15 protein-coding genes are annotated in these 17,936 nt (G+C 40.1%); 6 read left to right on the top strand and 9 right to left on the bottom strand.

All coding sequences use genetic code 11. From position 1 onward, the window contains the following. Positions 1-5 precede the first annotated feature (5 nt). The 6 genes from ACUXV0_RS07535 to ACUXV0_RS07510 all read right to left on the bottom strand — a co-directional run bounded on the left by ACUXV0_RS07535 (position 6) and on the right by ACUXV0_RS07510 (position 9,704). A complete protein-coding gene (locus tag ACUXV0_RS07535; RefSeq protein WP_446192468.1) occupies positions 6-1,364 on the bottom strand; it encodes a DEAD/DEAH box helicase in 1,359 nt (452 codons plus the stop codon). Between the two features lie 45 nt (positions 1,365-1,409). After that, the gene (locus ACUXV0_RS07530; RefSeq protein WP_446192467.1) at positions 1,410-3,374 is read right to left on the bottom strand and encodes a hypothetical protein; all 1,965 of its coding nucleotides are present in this window, start codon (positions 3,372-3,374) and stop codon (positions 1,410-1,412) included. Positions 3,375-3,377: 3 nt separating this feature from the next. Continuing rightward, positions 3,378-6,269, bottom strand: a complete 2,892-nt coding sequence (locus ACUXV0_RS07525) for a hypothetical protein (protein ID WP_446192466.1) — start codon at positions 6,267-6,269, stop codon at positions 3,378-3,380. Positions 6,270-6,378: 109 nt separating this feature from the next. Further along, positions 6,379-7,551: a serine hydrolase domain-containing protein gene (locus ACUXV0_RS07520; RefSeq protein WP_446192465.1), complete on the bottom strand. Its 1,173-nt coding sequence runs from the start codon at positions 7,549-7,551 to the stop codon at positions 6,379-6,381. Between the two features lie 9 nt (positions 7,552-7,560). Next, the gene (locus ACUXV0_RS07515; protein ID WP_446192464.1) at positions 7,561-9,360 is read right to left on the bottom strand and encodes a M43 family zinc metalloprotease; all 1,800 of its coding nucleotides are present in this window, start codon (positions 9,358-9,360) and stop codon (positions 7,561-7,563) included. 8 nt (positions 9,361-9,368) lie between these two features. Beyond that, positions 9,369-9,704 carry a LytR/AlgR family response regulator transcription factor gene (locus tag ACUXV0_RS07510; RefSeq protein ID WP_446192463.1) on the bottom strand — a complete coding sequence of 112 codons (336 nt, stop codon included), beginning with the start codon at positions 9,702-9,704 and terminating at the stop codon, positions 9,369-9,371. A gap of 142 nt (positions 9,705-9,846) precedes the next feature. Between ACUXV0_RS07510 and ACUXV0_RS07505 the strand changes: the two genes are divergently transcribed. Continuing rightward, positions 9,847-11,661 (top strand): tetratricopeptide repeat-containing sensor histidine kinase, encoded by a 1,815-nt coding sequence (locus ACUXV0_RS07505; RefSeq protein ID WP_446192462.1) that lies wholly within the window; start codon positions 9,847-9,849, stop codon positions 11,659-11,661. Here the strand turns inward: ACUXV0_RS07505 and ACUXV0_RS07500 are convergent. The 3 genes from ACUXV0_RS07500 to ACUXV0_RS07490 all read right to left on the bottom strand — a co-directional run bounded on the left by ACUXV0_RS07500 (position 11,653) and on the right by ACUXV0_RS07490 (position 14,676). After that, positions 11,653-12,288 (bottom strand): response regulator, encoded by a 636-nt coding sequence (locus tag ACUXV0_RS07500; protein WP_446192461.1) that lies wholly within the window; start codon positions 12,286-12,288, stop codon positions 11,653-11,655. The genes ACUXV0_RS07505 and ACUXV0_RS07500 overlap by 9 nt on opposite strands. 118 nt (positions 12,289-12,406) lie before the next feature. After that, complete coding sequence (locus tag ACUXV0_RS07495; RefSeq protein WP_446192460.1) at positions 12,407-14,128, bottom strand: tail fiber domain-containing protein; 1,722 nt, start codon at positions 14,126-14,128, stop codon at positions 12,407-12,409. Positions 14,129-14,322: 194 nt separating this feature from the next. Then, entirely contained in the window at positions 14,323-14,676 is a 354-nt protein-coding gene (locus ACUXV0_RS07490; RefSeq protein WP_446192459.1) for a LytTR family transcriptional regulator DNA-binding domain-containing protein, read from the bottom strand. Positions 14,677-14,865: 189 nt separating this feature from the next. Between ACUXV0_RS07490 and ACUXV0_RS07485 the strand changes: the two genes are divergently transcribed. The 5 genes from ACUXV0_RS07485 (at position 14,866) to ACUXV0_RS07465 (ending at position 17,936) form a co-directional block, all read left to right on the top strand. Further along, positions 14,866-15,435 (top strand): hypothetical protein, encoded by a 570-nt coding sequence (locus ACUXV0_RS07485; RefSeq protein WP_446192458.1) that lies wholly within the window; start codon positions 14,866-14,868, stop codon positions 15,433-15,435. A gap of 1 nt (position 15,436) precedes the next feature. Continuing rightward, the gene (locus ACUXV0_RS07480; protein ID WP_446192457.1) at positions 15,437-16,090 is read left to right on the top strand and encodes a DUF2490 domain-containing protein; all 654 of its coding nucleotides are present in this window, start codon (positions 15,437-15,439) and stop codon (positions 16,088-16,090) included. Positions 16,091-16,221: 131 nt separating this feature from the next. Then, on the top strand, positions 16,222-16,809 hold the full coding sequence (locus ACUXV0_RS07475; RefSeq protein WP_446192456.1) for a Crp/Fnr family transcriptional regulator: 588 nt from the start codon (positions 16,222-16,224) through the stop codon (positions 16,807-16,809). Next, positions 16,799-17,494: a hypothetical protein gene (locus ACUXV0_RS07470; RefSeq protein WP_446192455.1), complete on the top strand. Its 696-nt coding sequence runs from the start codon at positions 16,799-16,801 to the stop codon at positions 17,492-17,494. The genes ACUXV0_RS07475 and ACUXV0_RS07470 overlap by 11 nt, the downstream gene beginning before the upstream one ends. A gap of 85 nt (positions 17,495-17,579) precedes the next feature. Beyond that, entirely contained in the window at positions 17,580-17,936 is a 357-nt protein-coding gene (locus ACUXV0_RS07465; protein ID WP_446192454.1) for a YciI family protein, read from the top strand.

Here is a 17,936-nt window from a genome sequence, read left to right as displayed (position 1 = left end):
TATTCCTACTTCCTCTTCTTCTTTTTCATGTTCTGAATTTTATCGCCACGCCTGATGGGCTTCTTATAGCGTTGTTTGAGTTGCTTTTCGTAGGCTACGCGTTCCTTTTTTTCTTTGCTGTTTTTTGCTGATTTTTCATGGAAAGCAGCACCGGTTTGTTTGGTCGGTTTGATATTTGAAAGCCCGTCATGAGTAACTGGTTGATCTTTTTCTTCTGGTGTAAGTTGACTTGATTTTTGCACCTCCTCGGGCCATGCTATATCCGGAATTTCGTAGTTCATCAATTCCTCAATGGCCTCCTTCTGCTCTTTTTCTTTCTCCGTATGAAGTAAAAGAGCATTACCTTTTTCCTCCGCTCTACCGGTACGTCCGATGCGATGCATATAGTTTTCAGGGTAAAAAGGTGTATCAAAACTGATAACGTGACTGATTTTATAAAGGTCAATACCACGTGCAATGACATCAGTGGCAATCAAAATTCTGCTGGAGCCTTCTTCAAAGTTTTCTATAGAGGCTGTCCGGTAATTCTGCTCTTTGCCAGCATGAATCAGGGAGGTTTCATGCTCAAAGTCAAAGGATTCTAAAAGTCTATCCGCTTCTATTCTGGAACCTACAAAAATGAGCACCTTATTGAATGTCTCGTTGTCCTGTAGAAGGTGGTTCAGCAGGTTTACTTTTGAGTAAAAGTTAGGCACCGCATAGGCCGATTGACTGATATTTTCGAGAGGCGTACCGCTAATGGCAACAGTTTTTTTGATAGGGTTAATCAAAAAACTATCAATCAGTTCATCAACATAAGTTGTCATTGTCGCGGAGAACAGAATCTGTTGTCTTTTCGAGGGCAATAGCTCAAATATATTTCTCAACTGCGTTTTATACCCGAAATCCAACATGATGTCTACTTCATCAATAACCAGCTTTTTGATAGATTTTAGTCTCACGACATTACTAATCGCCAGATCATAGAGTCTACGTGGAGTTCCTACTATAATATCAGCACCTTCCATCACTGCTAGCTTTTGGGCTTTCATATTATTAGTGCCTCCATAAACGCCTAATACTCTTACGCTCAGATAAGCTGTGAGTTTCTCTAGCTGTTCTACTATCTGTAATACCAGTTCTCTGGTAGGCACCAAAATCAGAACTCTGGGGTTTGGTTGCTCAGCATACGGCAAATCCTGAAGAATGGGTAGGAGGTAGGCAAAGGTTTTTCCGGTTCCGGTTTGGGCTATACCTACGAAATCAGAACCGCTCATGATGGCGGCATAAGATTCCTGTTGAATAGGAGTAGGAGCAATGAAACCCAATTCATCCAAAGCGTTCTTCAACTGCTTTTTGATCTTGAAATCATCAAAAGTATTCATTGGGCAAAGGTAAGTCCTAAATGCCGGTTATTTCATTAGTAGTATCTAAGGATAATTGGGGTCAACCGTCAGCACTAAATTATTATTGGTTTGAAAGACGGCTCCGGATTCTACCAGTATAGTTTTGGCGGTAGCAGTAGTACCAGTTGTAATCTGACAATTTTCCCCTGCAGGAATGGTCACGTTATCACATGGGCGGGGTATATGGTTATTTGACCAGTTGTCTGATACATCCCATTTTTCAGAAATAGCTCCGGTAAAAGTGACTGAAGCAGGAGGTGCTGAGGAGCAGTCCCATACTTCATATGGTATGAAAGGCAAATAAAGCTGTCTGCTACATGGAGAGGTGCTATTCACTTTAAACTCAAAACGGATAGTATCCTGCATATTTGCATTTGAGCCCGGGCTCCAGGAATTGGTATTTTCATTATACGTTAAAGAGGGCGAGGCTACTCCATCAATAATAACGTAAATAGGCGTTAACTGACCCGGGAGGTAGATATTTGATCCGTTAAAATCTGCAAAAAGAGGAGTGACAGATTGGCTGGATTCAATAGGACCTCGAAGTGGGTGATAGAGAAGTCCATTATTATTGAAATCATTCAGAAATCCTAAAGGAACACCATCAGCCAGACTGGTATCAGCTATATACAGGGCTCCGTCGTTATTAAATGTCACATTTGAAGCGATCTCAAAATTTTCTATTTCAATTAATCCTTCATTTTCTACTCTTAAGCCGATACCATTCAGATACAGAGAATCCTGAATAATGAGGTCGGCACATTCCTCATTATAAAGTCTGTTTCGTGTTCTCATTTCAAGAGCAATACCATTAGAAACGACGGCCTCGTCAATAATAAAGACGCCTTGATCTGTATTTAGTAGAAGAGTGTCATTCAATCCATAAGGGTCTGAAATTAAGCCTTTTTGGTAATACCTGGAGATGTTAAACTCTCCTGAGTTTATGATCATTCCACGACTTAATGCCTTTATGCCTTCTCTTTTATCTCTCATGTCAAAACTTGCCAGGCCTTCATTGATAAACCGAGTATCGGCATCCTGAATCACCATCCCAAAAACGTCTGGAGATAGAGAAGGCAAAAGATTAGGTAAATACCTGAACGAGGCTCCAGAGTGATTATAAATAGTGGCTGCCGTACCCAAAAAGACATTGTCTGAGTTAGCATTTCTAAAAATGACATTATCATAATTATTGAAAACCTTACCACTGGAGCTAAAATAGAGGTTATTGCCTGAAAAGTTTTCAAGAACAAGGTCGCCATAATTATCGAAATTAGAACTTAATGCCATTCCATCTTCGGTACATTTTATTTCGCCATTTGAAGTATTGGTGAACAGGCTGCTTGTTTGAATGGTTAGTCCTCCGTCTACTTGAAAAATACCACTATTCTCGCCAATACTACCTGAAATTATAGCTCCCGTTACTCCCCCGCTAGCTACCTGAATTTTACCCGAGTTAAAGAATGAGGTAAGATCAATCCCTGCACCGTTATGGTTTTTGATTAAAATAGTGGCTCCGTTATTTATGAAAGTGGCACCGCTCAGGCTTTTAATACCATCCTGATTACAGTCATCTATAATTAATTGTCCACCGGGCATACCTATGAACGTAGAAAGGGCATCTAGGTATAAGCCATGATTAGCAGAATTTAGAATTTCAAATTCTCCACTCACGTAAAGTTTTCCGTTGTTCTCAACTTCAACGCCTTGTCCTGAAGATTGAAGAACCACAAATTCAATACTATTGTTTGGAGATACCTGATGCAGAATGCCGTTTGAGCCTACTATTAACTGCTTTATGATCACATCGGACTCCACCAATACACTATCACCAATTATACTGACGACATCACTGGAATTAGGTACACGGTTTGGCGACCAATTGAAAGGGTCTTCCCATGAAATACCATCACCAAAATCTCCTGTCCAGGATATGGTTTGGCCTGAAAGACATAATGGGAAACAGAGGAGTATCAACAGTCGTTTCATAAACTAATTGGCCGGATTTAATAGGAGAACGCTCCCAGACTCAGTAACAAAACTGGCATTTGGCCCTCCATATGCTGTAAATTGTAAGGTACGAGCCCTAGCTTTTGTAGAGCTTGGAACTGTCAGATTTCGATATGGATTGACGGTGACATTGGAGCATGGGCCCGGAAGTACCTGTGGAGAATAGTTGAGCCTGTTTTGCCAGTTATCGTCTTGGTTTCCATGAAAAAGTAAGTTCTTGTAAACATTATTGCATACGGGTTCATTATTGATGTTTACGGGTATGTCTTCCGAGGTTGTTGATATAGAGAAGCTAAAATATAGGGAGTCGGTTGATGGACTATCAACTGTAGGAAGAAGGCTGCCGTCATTTGGGTCTATATTTCCTGCTAATAATGTATGACTTGCGTTGGCCCAAATACCATGATGTAAACTATATAGGGGTGATGTACCTGCATGTAAAACGTAAAATTCTCTAACTCCGGGAGAAATAAAACCTGCGGGCGGTTGAATGACATGTCCGTTATTCACAAAAGAACTAAATCCTGATGAAGGGAAGAGACGATTATACTCTACAAAAACACCGTTGTTTAAAAAGGTGTTATAAATGGAGTTTTGAACTTTGGTGTCTTGTATGATAAATCCATCATTTACATCATCTTTTATGCTGACATGAGCATAAATAGGGCCGTCAGTTTTGATCCAGGCAAAATTCTCATTTGTAAGTCCTTTTGTATCTATAGCGTTCGTGCCTGAATTGTAAATCTCCAGCATTCCACCCTGACGATTATAGAATTCTCGAATTGTTATGAATCCTTCCTCGACAGAATTTGTGACCAGGATTGATCCGAAATTTGAGAATTGATTAGTGGATGGATTCGGGTCAAAGATATTGTCTTCAATCCCTACCTGACATTGATCAACCTTTATCAATCCGAAATTATGAACGAGGTGAGCGTCAATAAACAAACCTGTAGAAGAGCAGTTTTCAATTTCTATTTTACCTGTAATTTCATTCTGTAAAAGATTGTCAACGCCTAAAGGATTATGATCAAAGCCAACTCCACCTATATGAGAGATTAGTATAGTTCCCTCATTATAAAGGGTGTCACTTTGAGCATTGTTTTCAAAACCCGTGCTCATTCCATTTGAAATTTCAATACTGCCTTTATTCATCATGGAGTGAGAATTAAGGAAGCCAACATCCGAATCAGAAATAAGTACATTTCCGGTGCTGGCATTCTCAAAAAAGCCTCCTTGAGCAAAGGCAGTTTCCCCTGCATCATCGATTTCTATTGTCCCATGATTTATTAGATTTTCAGAGTTTGTAGTGATACCGTTAGTGGATACTCCCTCTATCTGAACCTGACCAAAATTCATGAAGCTCCCACCACCAATTGAAATACCTTCTGAGCCAAATGAAACATCTACGATCCCTGTATTGGTGTTATTGAAAACTTTATTACCGGTGAAATACTGAATAGAGATCCCCGTACTGTTAACGTTATTTACTGAAAGGCTAGCTTTGTTTGTAAGTGAATTTAATAATTCGATTCCCGCATTTTGAGAGTTTACAGCTTCTATCTGACCTTCGTTATCAATAACACTGTCAAAACGCATCCCGCTGGCAGTGGTGTTAGACGTTTTTAGGACGGCCCCAGGGTAATTATGAATAGGGGAGTTTTGTGTGCCCCATGTTCTAATACCAATACCCACAGTTTTATTGACTAAAATCTGGCCTTTGTTAATCAATGAGTCTGCCAGATTATACATATCAAGACCCAGATCACCACAGGTGTCAATTTGTATTATCCCTTCGTTGACCAAGTGGAAATTGAAGACTTCAATTCCACTATTTGTTATCATACTGCTTTTAATGGTACCTGTTGCTTGATTTTCGATGGCTGCCGTACCTCTAATGCCATAGGTGGAATTAGTTGCATGAAAATAGCCTGCATTATTTAGCCCACCCTCTAATGGATACGTAGCACCTGATATAAAAAAGTTGCCATTATTGGTGACACCTTCTCCCTGAATTCCCCTGCTTGAAGATACTACAGAAACAGAACCGGTGAGTTCGTTAATAAAGGAAGCTCCATTACTAAAAATGCCAGTGGAGCAGTTTGAAATATCAATGTCACCTGCATTTGTAAACAATGCATTGCCCCCAATATTATTGTTTGAGATCGCATTGCCAAAGGCATTATCAATCATTATAATACCTTCGTTAATTATACTCCTTGAATTATGAATACCATCAGCTGTGGAGTTTACAGAATTAAAAATTCCGCTGGAGTAAATATGAATTACCCCGTCTGTAAATCCATTAAAATGATTTCTGAATAATGAGGCTCCTTGTGTGTTTACAGTACCATAGATATCGACAATGTTCTCATTATAAAATGAATCATTGACATTTAAGACACCCTCAATGTCTATTGTTCCTAAAGTGAAAATACCCATAAAGGAATTTCCTGAGACTGTTAGAATTCCGCTGTTTGCTATTTCAATAGTACCATAGTTCTGAATGCCTGTTGGACAGTTTGAAACACTTAACTGTCCGTTTAATAATAGGTTGCTATTATTACTGATTTCAATACCCTCTGAAGCAGCATTCTCAACTTCAAGTAAAAAACCAGCCTGAACGGTAAGGTTTGAATGAATTGTTGTACCAGGTTTAGGCTGTAACTTGAGACTCTTTATGGACACATTAGAGCTTATGATCACCTCTGAGCTAAAGATTTCTACGTCACAGGTTGAGCACGGTACAAGTTTTAGATCCCAGTTATCCGCATCTTCCCATGTTACTCCATCACCGCTACCATCCCAGGTGACGGTTTGCGAGAATGCGAAATTTGAAAAGAGGATTAAAGTAAACAGTAGTATTGGTTTCATTAATAGTTAGTTCTCTTGGGTTCGAGTTAAACTAAGCTATTGAATTTGAGAATACTACGTGGGCAAATTGTGTAAGTGGTTTGGTTTACTGTGTGATTGGTCAAAAAATCTAAAACTGATCAATATTCTTATAGGCTCTTGGGATAGTAACGAGGTTTACCAGAAGGTCCTGCACGGCAAAAACAAATTCCTGATAAGGCTCAGCTTGCGTGTAGTCGGCATTGCCATTGAATATGAGGGCAACACTCATCCCCGATGAGGGCTCTGTAAGCCAGCCAGATCGTGTGCCAGGTAATGCTCCATACATGTATGTTCTTTGCCCCCAAATTCCCAGTCCATGGCCCCAGTTTTCCTGAAGACTGGTCACTGTTTTGAATTCGTTGAGAAGAGCGGGACTGAGAAGTTCTTTTCTAGCATCCTTCCCATCAACGGCCAGGGCAAATTTGAGAAGAGAGCGAGCATTGCCAAGCATTGCACCAGCTCCTTTATACCGTTCCAGGTTAAAATTATAGACGTTATTCGTTAGGTTTCCCTGACCATAATAATTGACTTCGTTCTCATAAGAATTCTGATTAATGCCCATTCGGGTTTCCTGATCTCCAATGGGGTCTAATATTTCTTGTTTGACAAAGTCAAAATAGGATATTCCTGAAAGCTCCTCAATCAAAATAGAGGCCACAAAGAAATTGACATTATTATAGTAATACACCTCACCAGGTTTATGAGGAGAGTAGGAATTGTCCAGCATCCAGTTCATGTATTCTGCATCTGATAGCTGTTCATTTCTGTTGATCATGTCGTAGCCATTAGCATCTACAAAAGCCCCGGTGGTGTTATGTAAAAGCTGGCCTACGGAAATGTTTTGAAGGTTTTCAGAATATGCACGGGTGCCGTATTTTTTGCCGAGCAGGGCATCATCACCAAAGACTTTATCTTCAAGAGTAAGTTTACCTTGTTCTTTAAGCTTCATGATAGCCATGCCTGTATACGGTTTTGTAGTGGAGGCTACTCGCATGATATGGTCAGGCATCATGGCCTGGCCTGAGGACGTATTGCTTAGCCCATAGGATTTGAGGTAAACCAATTTTTCATTCTTGGCTATGGCTAATGAGGCCCCCGGTAAATCATACTGATTCATCAATTGAGCTACCAGATCATCTATTGAACTGATGTTTTCTTGTTGTTCATCTTCCTGATTTTGATCGGGCTTTGAAGGATCAGGCGAAGTTTTTTCACAGGAAAATAGAACAACCAAAAGCAGTATGTATTTGAAATGTTTCATAGCAATTGTTTAAGGGCATCCGTCGGTTTGGGCACTAAAAGTATTATAACCATCTGCATAGAAACCCGGATTCATCTCTACAGAAGGTGCATGTAAATGTAAAGGATAACCAGCATAAGGATCTGGGTAGAGCTGAGTGTAGTCTACGGTATGAATTGTGCCATTGGCAAAAAAATCACCATAATTATAACTGGTAACCGGGAGATCCTCGGCACATGCCCCATTGATAAATAAGGTAAAATCTTTGGTGTCACTGTATAGTTGTCGCCCGTCAGGACCGAAAGCATACGATTTATTATTGGTTCTGAACCTGACCCGGTAATAACCAGAAGGAGTTTCTGGGGCAAATAAGACGGAGTCTGAACTGTATGCACCATTACCTTTAGCAATGATTTCATGACTTTCAAACATCTTATTCTTATTGAAGTCTACCCAGACTTTAAATGAATCTCGGTCTGAACTAAAGTCGTAATAGTCAAGCCAATAAATACGATACTTTTCATCGGTATTCAGGTTTCTGATAGTGGATGAAACATCTTCGTATGGTTCCAGACTTTTTGTAGCGTAGAAGCTAGCTGCTATATTACCCAGACTATTATAAAAGCGTACATAGCGTACATCATGACTTCCGGCATAATAGGTTTGGGGCATGCTGTATGACATACTTTGAGTTTCATACGGAGCAATATTGCTGTAATTGTCCTTAGAGTTTGCCGCTTTTACGCGATAGTAATAAGTAATGCCTTCTTCAAAGTCAGTGTCAACGAACTCTCGGATATAATTCTGAACGCCACCTATGGTTTTAAAGCCTGAAGTGGGTGAGGTGCTTCTTTCAATAAGGAAACCAATAGGAGAGCTAAAGCAATTCCATCTCACCCGTACACTTCCGTATAGTTCGAAAGCCCTGACATTGGTAATACTAATCGTATCGTTTGAAGGGTATGAGAAATCATATTGATTCCCGGCTGCGGCTATCAAATCCAGTCTGGCCAGATGGCTGGCCTGTGCCCGCATTTTTTGTCCATTGGTAAAGTTTTGTCTACAGCCACCAGAGTAATAAGACATAACGTTAGACGTATTTGGGGAATAAAATTGACCATTAGCATCTGTGGAACTACCCGTGTAAACACAGTTTGACCGATCATAATAGGTAGGGTAAGGATCAGCCGGAGTATCGCAAACTAAGTCTCCCGCTACATCACAGTTTGAGCCATTCACCAGTTCATGTCCATAAAACTGTTCAAAAGTATGGTAGAGGTTAAAATAATGACCCATTTCATGAATTAGTGTTTCACCTTGCTGCCAGACGTAATTCAGCACAAACATCCAGTTATAGAATTTATCGCCATTGATGAAGTTTGAACGCCCTCCCACATTGGATTCATTGACATAATAGACATTTATGGCGTCATTGACATTGTTTTCTACCAGAGCCAGGGAGTCGTTATAGTTATACGCTCCGTCAAGATCATCTAAACGGTAGTCATCAATGTAGTTGATGCTATCGGCCAGATAAAACTGAAATCCCATATCCAGAAATTCCTCATTAAGCCTGGCAAACTGGGTCATAAAATTCTTCATTGGGAAAAACGTGGTGGCACTTCCTGTTGATTTTACCAAATGGAGTTTCACTGGCAGATAAGTGAGAGGGCTGGCAGAGCTGATGCTTTTGGTCTTAATCACCTGCTCCATTTCTTTCATTTTTTCTTTACTGTACGGTGTGGTACCGCAGTTATTCTCCTGTGCCACAGAGCCTATGCCTTGCTGTAGCAAAAAGATAAGTAGTATAGGTTTCGCTAATAGTTTCATGGCCTTGCTTAGTTAAGAATTCCAGCTTCTTTAAGTCGCTTTAAGTTCATCTGTTCACGTAGACCTTGCTTTCTTCTTCTTGAGACCAGTACCTTTCTGTTGTTTTTGAGCTTTATGACACTTTCATCAAATGAACTTACCTCATTCAGGTTAATAATGAAGCTTTTATGGCTTCGGTAAAAGGCCTTAGATACACGGTTTTCCAGTTGTTTAAGTGTGGTGGCTACTGTATGCTTTTCACCGGTTTTGGTGTAGACGTTTGTGTAGTTTTCATTACCCTCCAGCAAAACGATATTGTCTTCAGGCAGAATGATTCTACCGCCAATTGAGATAAAGTTTTTCATGGTTATAAAGTTTCTACCTCAAAATTCTCAATTGTTCTGCCCAAGGTAAATACCAGAAAACATTGAAAGTGACTACATGAAAACATGTATTTCGCGATCTGAACTTTTTTTATCGAAGGCTTTTCTTCAATTTCAATTCGCCATGAAAGCGTGTAGATATTTCATATGGGTCATTTTGGGTAGTGCTATCTCTTCAGATTTAAGTGCTGAGACGGGCTATTCACGAGATTCACTACGAACGGCCATTAGCATTCTTCAAACTCAGGATCAGAATAAAAACCGTGACTCACTGCTTTCCATCTACCATAATGAATTGATAGAAAAGCTGAATTATGGCGGCTTACCTGAGGTTGACGAAGCATTAGGTGACTTTGAAAAAGCTCAAAAGGGTTTTATTTGGCCGGTTTCTGAGGCTTTTTTGCTGAGAGCAAAGGCCAGAATCAATGAAAAGAAAGGGGACTATCTCAAAGCCATTGACCAGTACCACAGAGCAGTGGAGCTGATGCAAAATCAAAATTATACCGGAGAGCATCTGGCATATACTTATGTTTTACTGGCTTACTGTGTGCTAAATAACGGAGATGCGGATGAGGCCTGGGAATTGTTTGAAACCTCAACAAAATACTCACGGGAGGTAGAGGACAAGAGTATATTAATCTGGGCTTTGGATTTCTTTGGAGATAATACTCTTTTCAGAGCAAAAGAGCTTTCAGATTATGAAAAAGCTCTGGACTATTACAAACAAGTGGAGCAGCTACTACCTGAAAGTAAGGTGGAGAATCAAATCTCAAATAACCTTCAAGGGCAAGCCAAAGTTTATGAGCTAATGGGCAATAGCTCAAAAGCCGAGGAGTATAGACAAAGGGCCTTAAATCATGCTCAAAGTCTGGACCCGCCCAACTATTTCAATATCTATCAAATTTATACCGATTGGGCAAGGGCGAGTTTAAAAAAGGGACAAACCACGAAGGCTATTGACTTTCAACAAATGGCTTTGAAAGCGGCCAAAGATTTCGGTTTTCTGGAGATGGTGAACAGAGCTATTTTTGATCTATATCAACTTCAAAAAGAAACCGGAGATACCGAAAATGCTCTGCTTACGCTAGAGCAGTATATGGTACTGGAGGATAGTTTAAAGCGTACTGAAGTCAATGAAAAATATGCCGAACTCAGCCGTGAATATGAGTTTGAAAAGCAGCAGAAAGTCATCAAAACGCTTGAAAATAAGAACCTCAAATATAGTTTGGCCGTTCTCGGGGTTCTGTTGCTGGCCGGTGGTATTATTCTTTGGCTTCAGGCAAAAAGCAAGTCAAAGATTGCCTTATTAAACGATAATCTTCAAGAGCGAAACCGTGAGGTAGAAGAGGCCCTTTATGAAGGTAAAAAGCTAGAACGTAGAAGGGTGTCTGATCAGCTGCATGATCATATAGCTACCAAGATTTCAGCCTTGAAATGGCAGGTGGAAGCCAGAGAGGAGGAACTTCCTTCGGCGTTTTATTCACCTCTGGTTTCAAACCTGGAAAGTCTTTATGAAGATGTAAGAGGTTTGGCACATGAGCTTCGGCCACTGGAGTTTTTAGATAAAGGCTTAAAGGTAGCTACGGAAGAACTTCTGGGTTCTGTAGCAGCTGGTTCCCAGGCTGAGTTTCAAGTGGAAGTAGATGATTTGATCATGACCATCTCCAAGTCTCTACAGTATCATTTGTATCAGTTTGTGATGGAGCTCACCACAAACCTTCAGAAGCACTCGAGTCCTTCCAGGGTCAAGCTTGAAATGAAGCTGGAGGCCAATCATGTGCTCTTGCACTTTGAAAACGATGGTTTACTTTCAACAGGACCTTTAAAAGAGGGACAGGGCTTACGAAATATCAGAAATAAAGTAAGTGAATATGGAGGGGACATTGAATTTCAAAAGACCGACAGATTTACTGTTCAAATTGCTATTCCTTTAGTTTAAAAGCTGATGCCTTATAGCGTATTTTATAATGCCAATTGAGTTTTTGACATCTAGTTTTCTCAGAATATTATAGCGGTGTTTTTCAATAGTCGCTTTGCTTACAAAGAGTTGTTCTGCTATCTCCTTGGTAGACATTTCTTGTGCTATCAGTCTTACAATTTCAATTTCTCTACTTGAGAGTGATTGTTGATCGTCAGTATCAATTGCGTCTTCAGTTTGAGGTGTCTTCAGTAGTTCAGAGAATACAGAATCGCTGACATACCTTTTACCGGAAGCCACAGTGAGCACAGCTTCTTTGAGTTCTGCCTTTTTGGCTTTTTTCATGATATAACCCAATACCCCAGCTTGAAAAGCATCACGAATAGCCTCAAAGTTTTCATTGACCGTCAGCATCAAAATCTTGACGTTTGGTTTTTCTTTGCGGAGCTGTAGAGCAAGGCCACATCCTGTCATTTCAGGCATATTAAAATCTGTGATAACCAAGTCGTAATCATAGGCTAAACAGTGTTTTAAAGCCGTTTCAGGATTTTGGAAAGTTTGAACTTCATCCACCTCTCTTAGAGACTCCAATAACATAGAGAGGCTTTCCAGAATGATTTCATGGTCGTCTACAAGGGCAATTTTCATGGGCTTTGCTTCTGAAGAAGCAAAATAGTCATTTCGATAGATATTGGATGGTTTGGAGTTTCTTGCGTTACTGTTCAGTTCAATTTTTGGAACCTTTAATCTTCTAATGATAAAGCCATTAGTTTATTATTTGATCAATTAGGCTTTCAAGGCGAGCTAATTTTTGGTTCACTTTTTCATTTTGCTTTTCCTGATCTAAAGCCTTGTTTTTAAGGATGGAGTTTTCTTTTTGTAAATCCTTGTAAGCCTCCAGAAGGTGAGGGATAAGTCCAATGTAATTGACGGACAAATAACCATCTTCTCCTTCATTCACCAATTCAGGGAATATTCGCTGGACTTCCTGGGCAATAAGGCCCGTTTGAAGTTGCTGGTCTTTATGTTCATCTTTCCAGTAGTAATTGACTCCTTCCAGATTGGATAATCTTTGAGAAGAATTCTCTAGTGCTACAATTTCCTTTTTCAGCCTACGGTCTGAACTTTGGGTAAGTGTTCCATCAATATCCATGTCGCCGTCTTCAAAAATGGTAGCAATATGAGTGTTAAGAGAATTTCTGAAATGGAAATCGTCAGTTGTACCAAATGTTCTGAACTTAAGGCCATCGGCATCATATACAATGTTTGAATGTTCACCATTGGTGGCTTCAAGTCTTAAATGAGCATCCCAATTGCTAGAGCCGGCATACTTTAAATGCAGGTTGGCCTGAGGTTCTAATACGTTCATAGTACCGATATAACCATTGCGAAGTACAGTCATCGCATTTGAGCGTGTTGAATAATTGCCATTTCCAATTTGGAAAATTCTATCAGAAATAACTCCAGGATATGAACCAGCTATATCAGAATCATCATTCCATAGACCCACAGATGTTCCACCAACGGCTTTTGCCACTGTATTTTGACCCATGGTTATTGAACTATGACCAGACGCAGAGGTACGGCTTCCAAGAGCTGTTGAAAATGCAGCTGACGCTACAGTTTGGTAACCCATTGCTGTTGATCTATCCCCGGAAGCAACAGATTCATAACCGAAAGTTGTGGAAGCATCACCTGAGGCCGTGGTGCTAAAGCCGGTCGCCGTTGACCGATAACCTGACGCTAAAGAATTGTCTCCCATTGCAGTTGATCTATCCCCAGATGCAACTGTCTTAACTCCCATTGCCGTCGAATATTCGCCTGAGGCAGAAGTTTCAAAACCTATTGATGTTGAATACCACTCCGAGGCAGATGTTCCGTATCCTAAGGCGACAGAACTGCGTCCGGCTGCTCTATTAAAATACCCAATGGCTATAGAGTTTTCTCCCGAAGCCAGATTATAGGAACCCATAGCAATAGCACTTTTTCCTTTTGCTTTCGAATTATACCCTGATGCGAGAGAAAAAAGACCAACAGAATCAGCATCCCATGATTTACTTCCGGCGGTAACCGTTCCTACTCGAAAAGCTGATCGTGAAGGAATCCACATCAACCTAGTTCCGTCACCATTGACAGGAGCCGTAGGTGGATTGCTGGTATCGTTTGAATTAATGTTTAAACCTGTTGGGTTTGCACTCCAAAATCCACCACTATTAGTATTCTTAATTTCATTGCCGCCCAGGCCGTCAAGTTGCCAGTAATTTGAAGTACTTCCTCCTTTCGGTAGTTCTACCCAGCTACCCGATTGTCTGAACCAATAACTCTGAGTATTCGAATCAAAAACGAGCATCCCATCCATGGGGCTTGCCAATCCGGTTCGCTGTGCTGTTGTCATTTGCGGAAGCACAACACCAGGTTTGATTTCAGTGCTTTGAGCATTGGTTAGAAAAGGTATTATAAGAAAGAGCAGGAGAAGTATTCTTTTCATGTTGATCAGGTTTTGATCCAATGTACAATATTGGTCTTGAAAAGAATAACGGGTTTTATTTTACGGTATCGTATTAAAAAATACGGCACTTGGTTTAGCTTTTATGGTGCCGTTGATATCCTAATAAATGGGGTGTGAATCTCTTATTGAATTGATCATTTACACTCTATCACCTCTTTTGTTTGACAGCATTTTTAATGCTGCTCTTTCAAAAAGCTCATCAATGCTTTTCCTCTTCTTCGGGACAGTTTCAAAACATCGCCATTTTTCATTATTGCGGTATAACTTCGGTCTTCTTGTATGATGTCTTGTAGAAAACTAAGGTTAAGTAAAAGACCTTTTCTGGGGGAAAAGAACTGACTATTTCTCTCTAATTCATCTGAAAATAACTTCATGGTAAAAGAGGAGAGAATCGGGGCTTTATTTTTAAGGTAAAGGTGAGAGTAGTTACCATCACCCTCGATGTATCTAATTTGAGAGGTATCAAGCTGTATACTGCCGTGATTGAGTAGAATGTAATGTTTGCCGTCGCGATTTATCGTTTTCATGTTCTCAATATCAATGACAGTCTAACTTAGTTTGTTGAGAGTGAGAGAACTATGTTGCTCAAATATGATGAACCTGAAATTAGATAATCGGTACAGGAATTTATTTTAAGGCCAAGAACAGAGTATGATTTGAGACCTCTATTTAAGCTTTTAACTCCTAACTTTGCTTCATTGAATTGTTTGAATCAAATGTTGCGATACTTCGCATTACTTTTATTTCTGATCAGCTATCTACACGGCGTGGCTCAGCAAAAGTATGAGCGAGAAATAGGTGTGCTTCCTGAGGAGGTGCCAGAAAATGCTGTTGAGTTCACTGATGAATTTTTAGGTAAGTCGCGTATCAAATGGTTTAAAGAGGAAGGCTTAGAAGGCTATTCTTTTGAGGCTAAAGCCCGAAAAAATAGGAGAAAGTATAGTATTGAATTTTCAGCAGATGGCAAGCTGGAGGATGTTGAATTCATTGTTCAATGGAGAAGTATACCTTCAAATAGTTTGAAGCATATTCAAAAGTATCTGGAAAGAGATTTAGGAAAATACAAGATCAAAAAAGCTCAGGAGCAGTGGATAGGTGATGAAAACGGACTACTTAAAAATGTGAATGGTGAAATTAATCATGAGCTTACGGTCAATTATGAGCTTGAAGTTGCTGCCAAAATAGATGGTGAATATAAACTCTTTGAGTACCTTTTCTCAAAGGACGGGACCTACGTCAGACGATTTGAAGTGATTCTTCAGATGACCGATAACTTGATTTACTAGTATGAAAAAGCTTGTATGCTGCATATTGGTATTATTTAGTCACTCTCTTTGTGCTCAGCAAAACATCAGCTGGGGGCTGCTGCCAAGCTTAAATTTCAATAAGAAGTTGCCAAGAGATTGGTCCTTGAATTTCAAGGCGGAAGGTCGACAATCGTTACAAGATGAGAAGAACTATCTACAAACAGACCTGAGTTTACTGAGCTCTAGAAAAGTGGGACTTAGCAGTACCATAGCTATGGGTTATTTATTGCGTTTGCCCAATGGCGATGAGCTGAGAAACAGGTTAATTCAGCAGTTTATTATCGTTCGTCGTTATCCTGCTCTGAAGCTTTCACATCGATTTGGAGCAGATCAAACCTTTGGTGGCAAAGAACCCGCTGTTTATCGTTTGAGGTATCGACTTTCGTCTGAAATACCCCTCAGCGGTCAAGAAGTGGATCCCAAAGAATTCTTTTTCAAACTAGGTAATGAATATGTGAATAGCCTGGAGGAATCTGCCTATGATCTTGAAATAAGAGGGCTGGGTTTTCTAGGTTATGTCCTGAATCCAAAAGCTAAGCTGGAATTTGGTATTGATTACAGGCTGAGTTCATTCCTGAATAGCCTTACTCGTCAGCGAAGCTGGATTGGTTTTAATTTGTATCAGTCTTTATAGGTGAGAGGTAGAGTTGAGCCTTTTAGAGCCCACAGCTCATAAAAGATTTCATGCTTTGAGAACAATACTTTTCTTGAAATACTTTCAGATCTGAGCCGCTGGTCTATTTTTGTCTTGATTAAAGTAATGATTTGACCCCAACCCACTTCCTCCATTCCATTTTTAAACCGGAAAACTTCAATGCTGAAGAGTTGTCTTTGGTGCTGGAGCAGTTTGACGAGGTGACGTATAAGAAAAATGATTTGCTGATACAGCAAGACAAAAAGGCCAACTACTATTTCTTTATTGAAGAGGGTTTTCTAAGGTCTTACAGCATAGATACCGAAGGTAATGATATCACCACCAAGTTTTTTTGTCCAGGAGATATCCTTATCGATTGGCACTCTTACTTTTTGAAGAAACCCTCAAAGGAGTCTGTTCAGGCATTGACCGGTGGCAAATGTTGGCGAATTAATTTTGCAGACTTTATGAAGCTGTTTCATATTGAGGCTTTTCGTGAGGTGGGGAGAACACGACTGGTTCAGAATTATTTTGAGCTGAAGAATCATACAGTTTCGGTCATTGCAGACGAAGCCAAAGTGAGGTATCTTCAACTAATGGAAGATAAGCCTGATCTCATTCAGAATGTGCCGTTAAAACATATTGCCACCTATTTGGGAATTACGGATACCTCTTTAAGCAGAATCAGAAAAGAAATAATGCAGTCAGATGTTCTTTGATAATCAGATAACCAATTTCATAAATCTACTTTTTATTCTGGCCTTTGCTGCTCCCATATTGATGGTGACTAACTTAGTGAAGAATACCTCCATAGAGTCGTTAAGGTGGAAATTATTAGCCTTCTATCTGGTTTATATTGTGGTAGTTGTGATGATCGGTGCTCAAGGTTTTTTTGAAGAACTGAGGCTGCCGCCAAGAATTGTCCTTGTGACTACCATCCCCCTTTTACTGTTCTATCTTTTCATTGTATCAAACACCCCAACTTACAAAACCTGGTTACCCGAAATAGAAACGACTCGCCTCATCAGAGTGCATATTTTCAGGTTAATAGGTGTTTTCTTTCTGGTCTTGTTCTACTTTGAAAAATTGCCCAAACCCTTTGCCTTAATCGCGGGCTTGGGAGATATGATCACTGCCATCTCCAGTATTTTTGTGGCTAAGGCGTTTGCCCAAAAGAAATCGTTTTCGAAGAAACTTCTACTCATCTGGAATACCTTTGGTTTGGTAGACATACTTTTGACATCTGCCATGGCCGTCTATTTTACCAAATTAAGCATAGATACCGGCCTCTCTGGTGTGGAGGTTTTGGCTCGTTTTCCGTTCTATTTTATCCCGGCCTTTGCTCCGGCGACCATCATTTTCCTTCATTTGAGCCTTTATCGTAAGGTTTTGAGAAATCTTTAGCATTCCTGTTTTCTTGCCATAGGCAAAGATTATTGCCATTTCGGGCCTCTAATTTTAACTCATCATTCATTTAAAAGTTAAAATAATGAGAAACGAAAAACAGTTTATGATGCTCTTCCGTTTTACGCCGGATCAGCGTCAAAATCCTACTGCAGAGGAGGAGAAACAAATGCATCAGGCATGGGGGCAGTTCATCGGTGAGCTAGCCCTAAAAGAAAAACTGATCAATACATACCAACTCGGTTTTGAAGGTCAGCAGCTCAATGCCCAAAATGAGCTTACTGAAGGTATTCACCTGGAGAATAAGATAACCTTGGGTGGCAATATGGTGGTGAGGGCCAATTCTCTGGCAGAGGCTACGGAGATGGCTCGTCAATGTCCCATTTTACATATGGGAGGTAGTGTAGAGATCAGAAATATTTTACCAATGGATAATGCTTAA

This window comes from Jiulongibacter sp. NS-SX5 (assembly GCF_052828545.1).
This window is presented reverse-complemented; position numbering and strand designations above follow the sequence as displayed.

Bases quoted from the DNA above. Each gene is read 5' to 3' on its own strand.
- ACUXV0_RS07535 (WP_446192468.1), bottom strand. From the start codon at position 1,364: ATGAATACTTTTGATGATTTCAAGATCAAAAAGCAGTTGAAGAACGCT.
- ACUXV0_RS07530 (WP_446192467.1), bottom strand. From the start codon at position 3,374: ATGAAACGACTGTTGATACTCCTCTGTTTCCCATTATGTCTTTCAGGC.
- ACUXV0_RS07525 (WP_446192466.1), bottom strand. From the start codon at position 6,269: ATGAAACCAATACTACTGTTTACTTTAATCCTCTTTTCAAATTTCGCA.
- ACUXV0_RS07520 (WP_446192465.1), bottom strand. From the start codon at position 7,551: ATGAAACATTTCAAATACATACTGCTTTTGGTTGTTCTATTTTCCTGT.
- ACUXV0_RS07515 (WP_446192464.1), bottom strand. From the start codon at position 9,360: ATGAAACTATTAGCGAAACCTATACTACTTATCTTTTTGCTACAGCAA.
- ACUXV0_RS07510 (WP_446192463.1), bottom strand. From the start codon at position 9,704: ATGAAAAACTTTATCTCAATTGGCGGTAGAATCATTCTGCCTGAAGAC.
- ACUXV0_RS07505 (WP_446192462.1), top strand. From the start codon at position 9,847: ATGAAAGCGTGTAGATATTTCATATGGGTCATTTTGGGTAGTGCTATC.
- ACUXV0_RS07500 (WP_446192461.1), bottom strand. From the start codon at position 12,288: ATGAAAATTGCCCTTGTAGACGACCATGAAATCATTCTGGAAAGCCTC.
- ACUXV0_RS07495 (WP_446192460.1), bottom strand. From the start codon at position 14,128: ATGAAAAGAATACTTCTCCTGCTCTTTCTTATAATACCTTTTCTAACC.
- ACUXV0_RS07490 (WP_446192459.1), bottom strand. From the start codon at position 14,676: ATGAAAACGATAAATCGCGACGGCAAACATTACATTCTACTCAATCAC.
- ACUXV0_RS07485 (WP_446192458.1), top strand. From the start codon at position 14,866: ATGTTGCGATACTTCGCATTACTTTTATTTCTGATCAGCTATCTACAC.
- ACUXV0_RS07480 (WP_446192457.1), top strand. From the start codon at position 15,437: ATGAAAAAGCTTGTATGCTGCATATTGGTATTATTTAGTCACTCTCTT.
- ACUXV0_RS07470 (WP_446192455.1), top strand. From the start codon at position 16,799: ATGTTCTTTGATAATCAGATAACCAATTTCATAAATCTACTTTTTATT.
- ACUXV0_RS07465 (WP_446192454.1), top strand. From the start codon at position 17,580: ATGAGAAACGAAAAACAGTTTATGATGCTCTTCCGTTTTACGCCGGAT.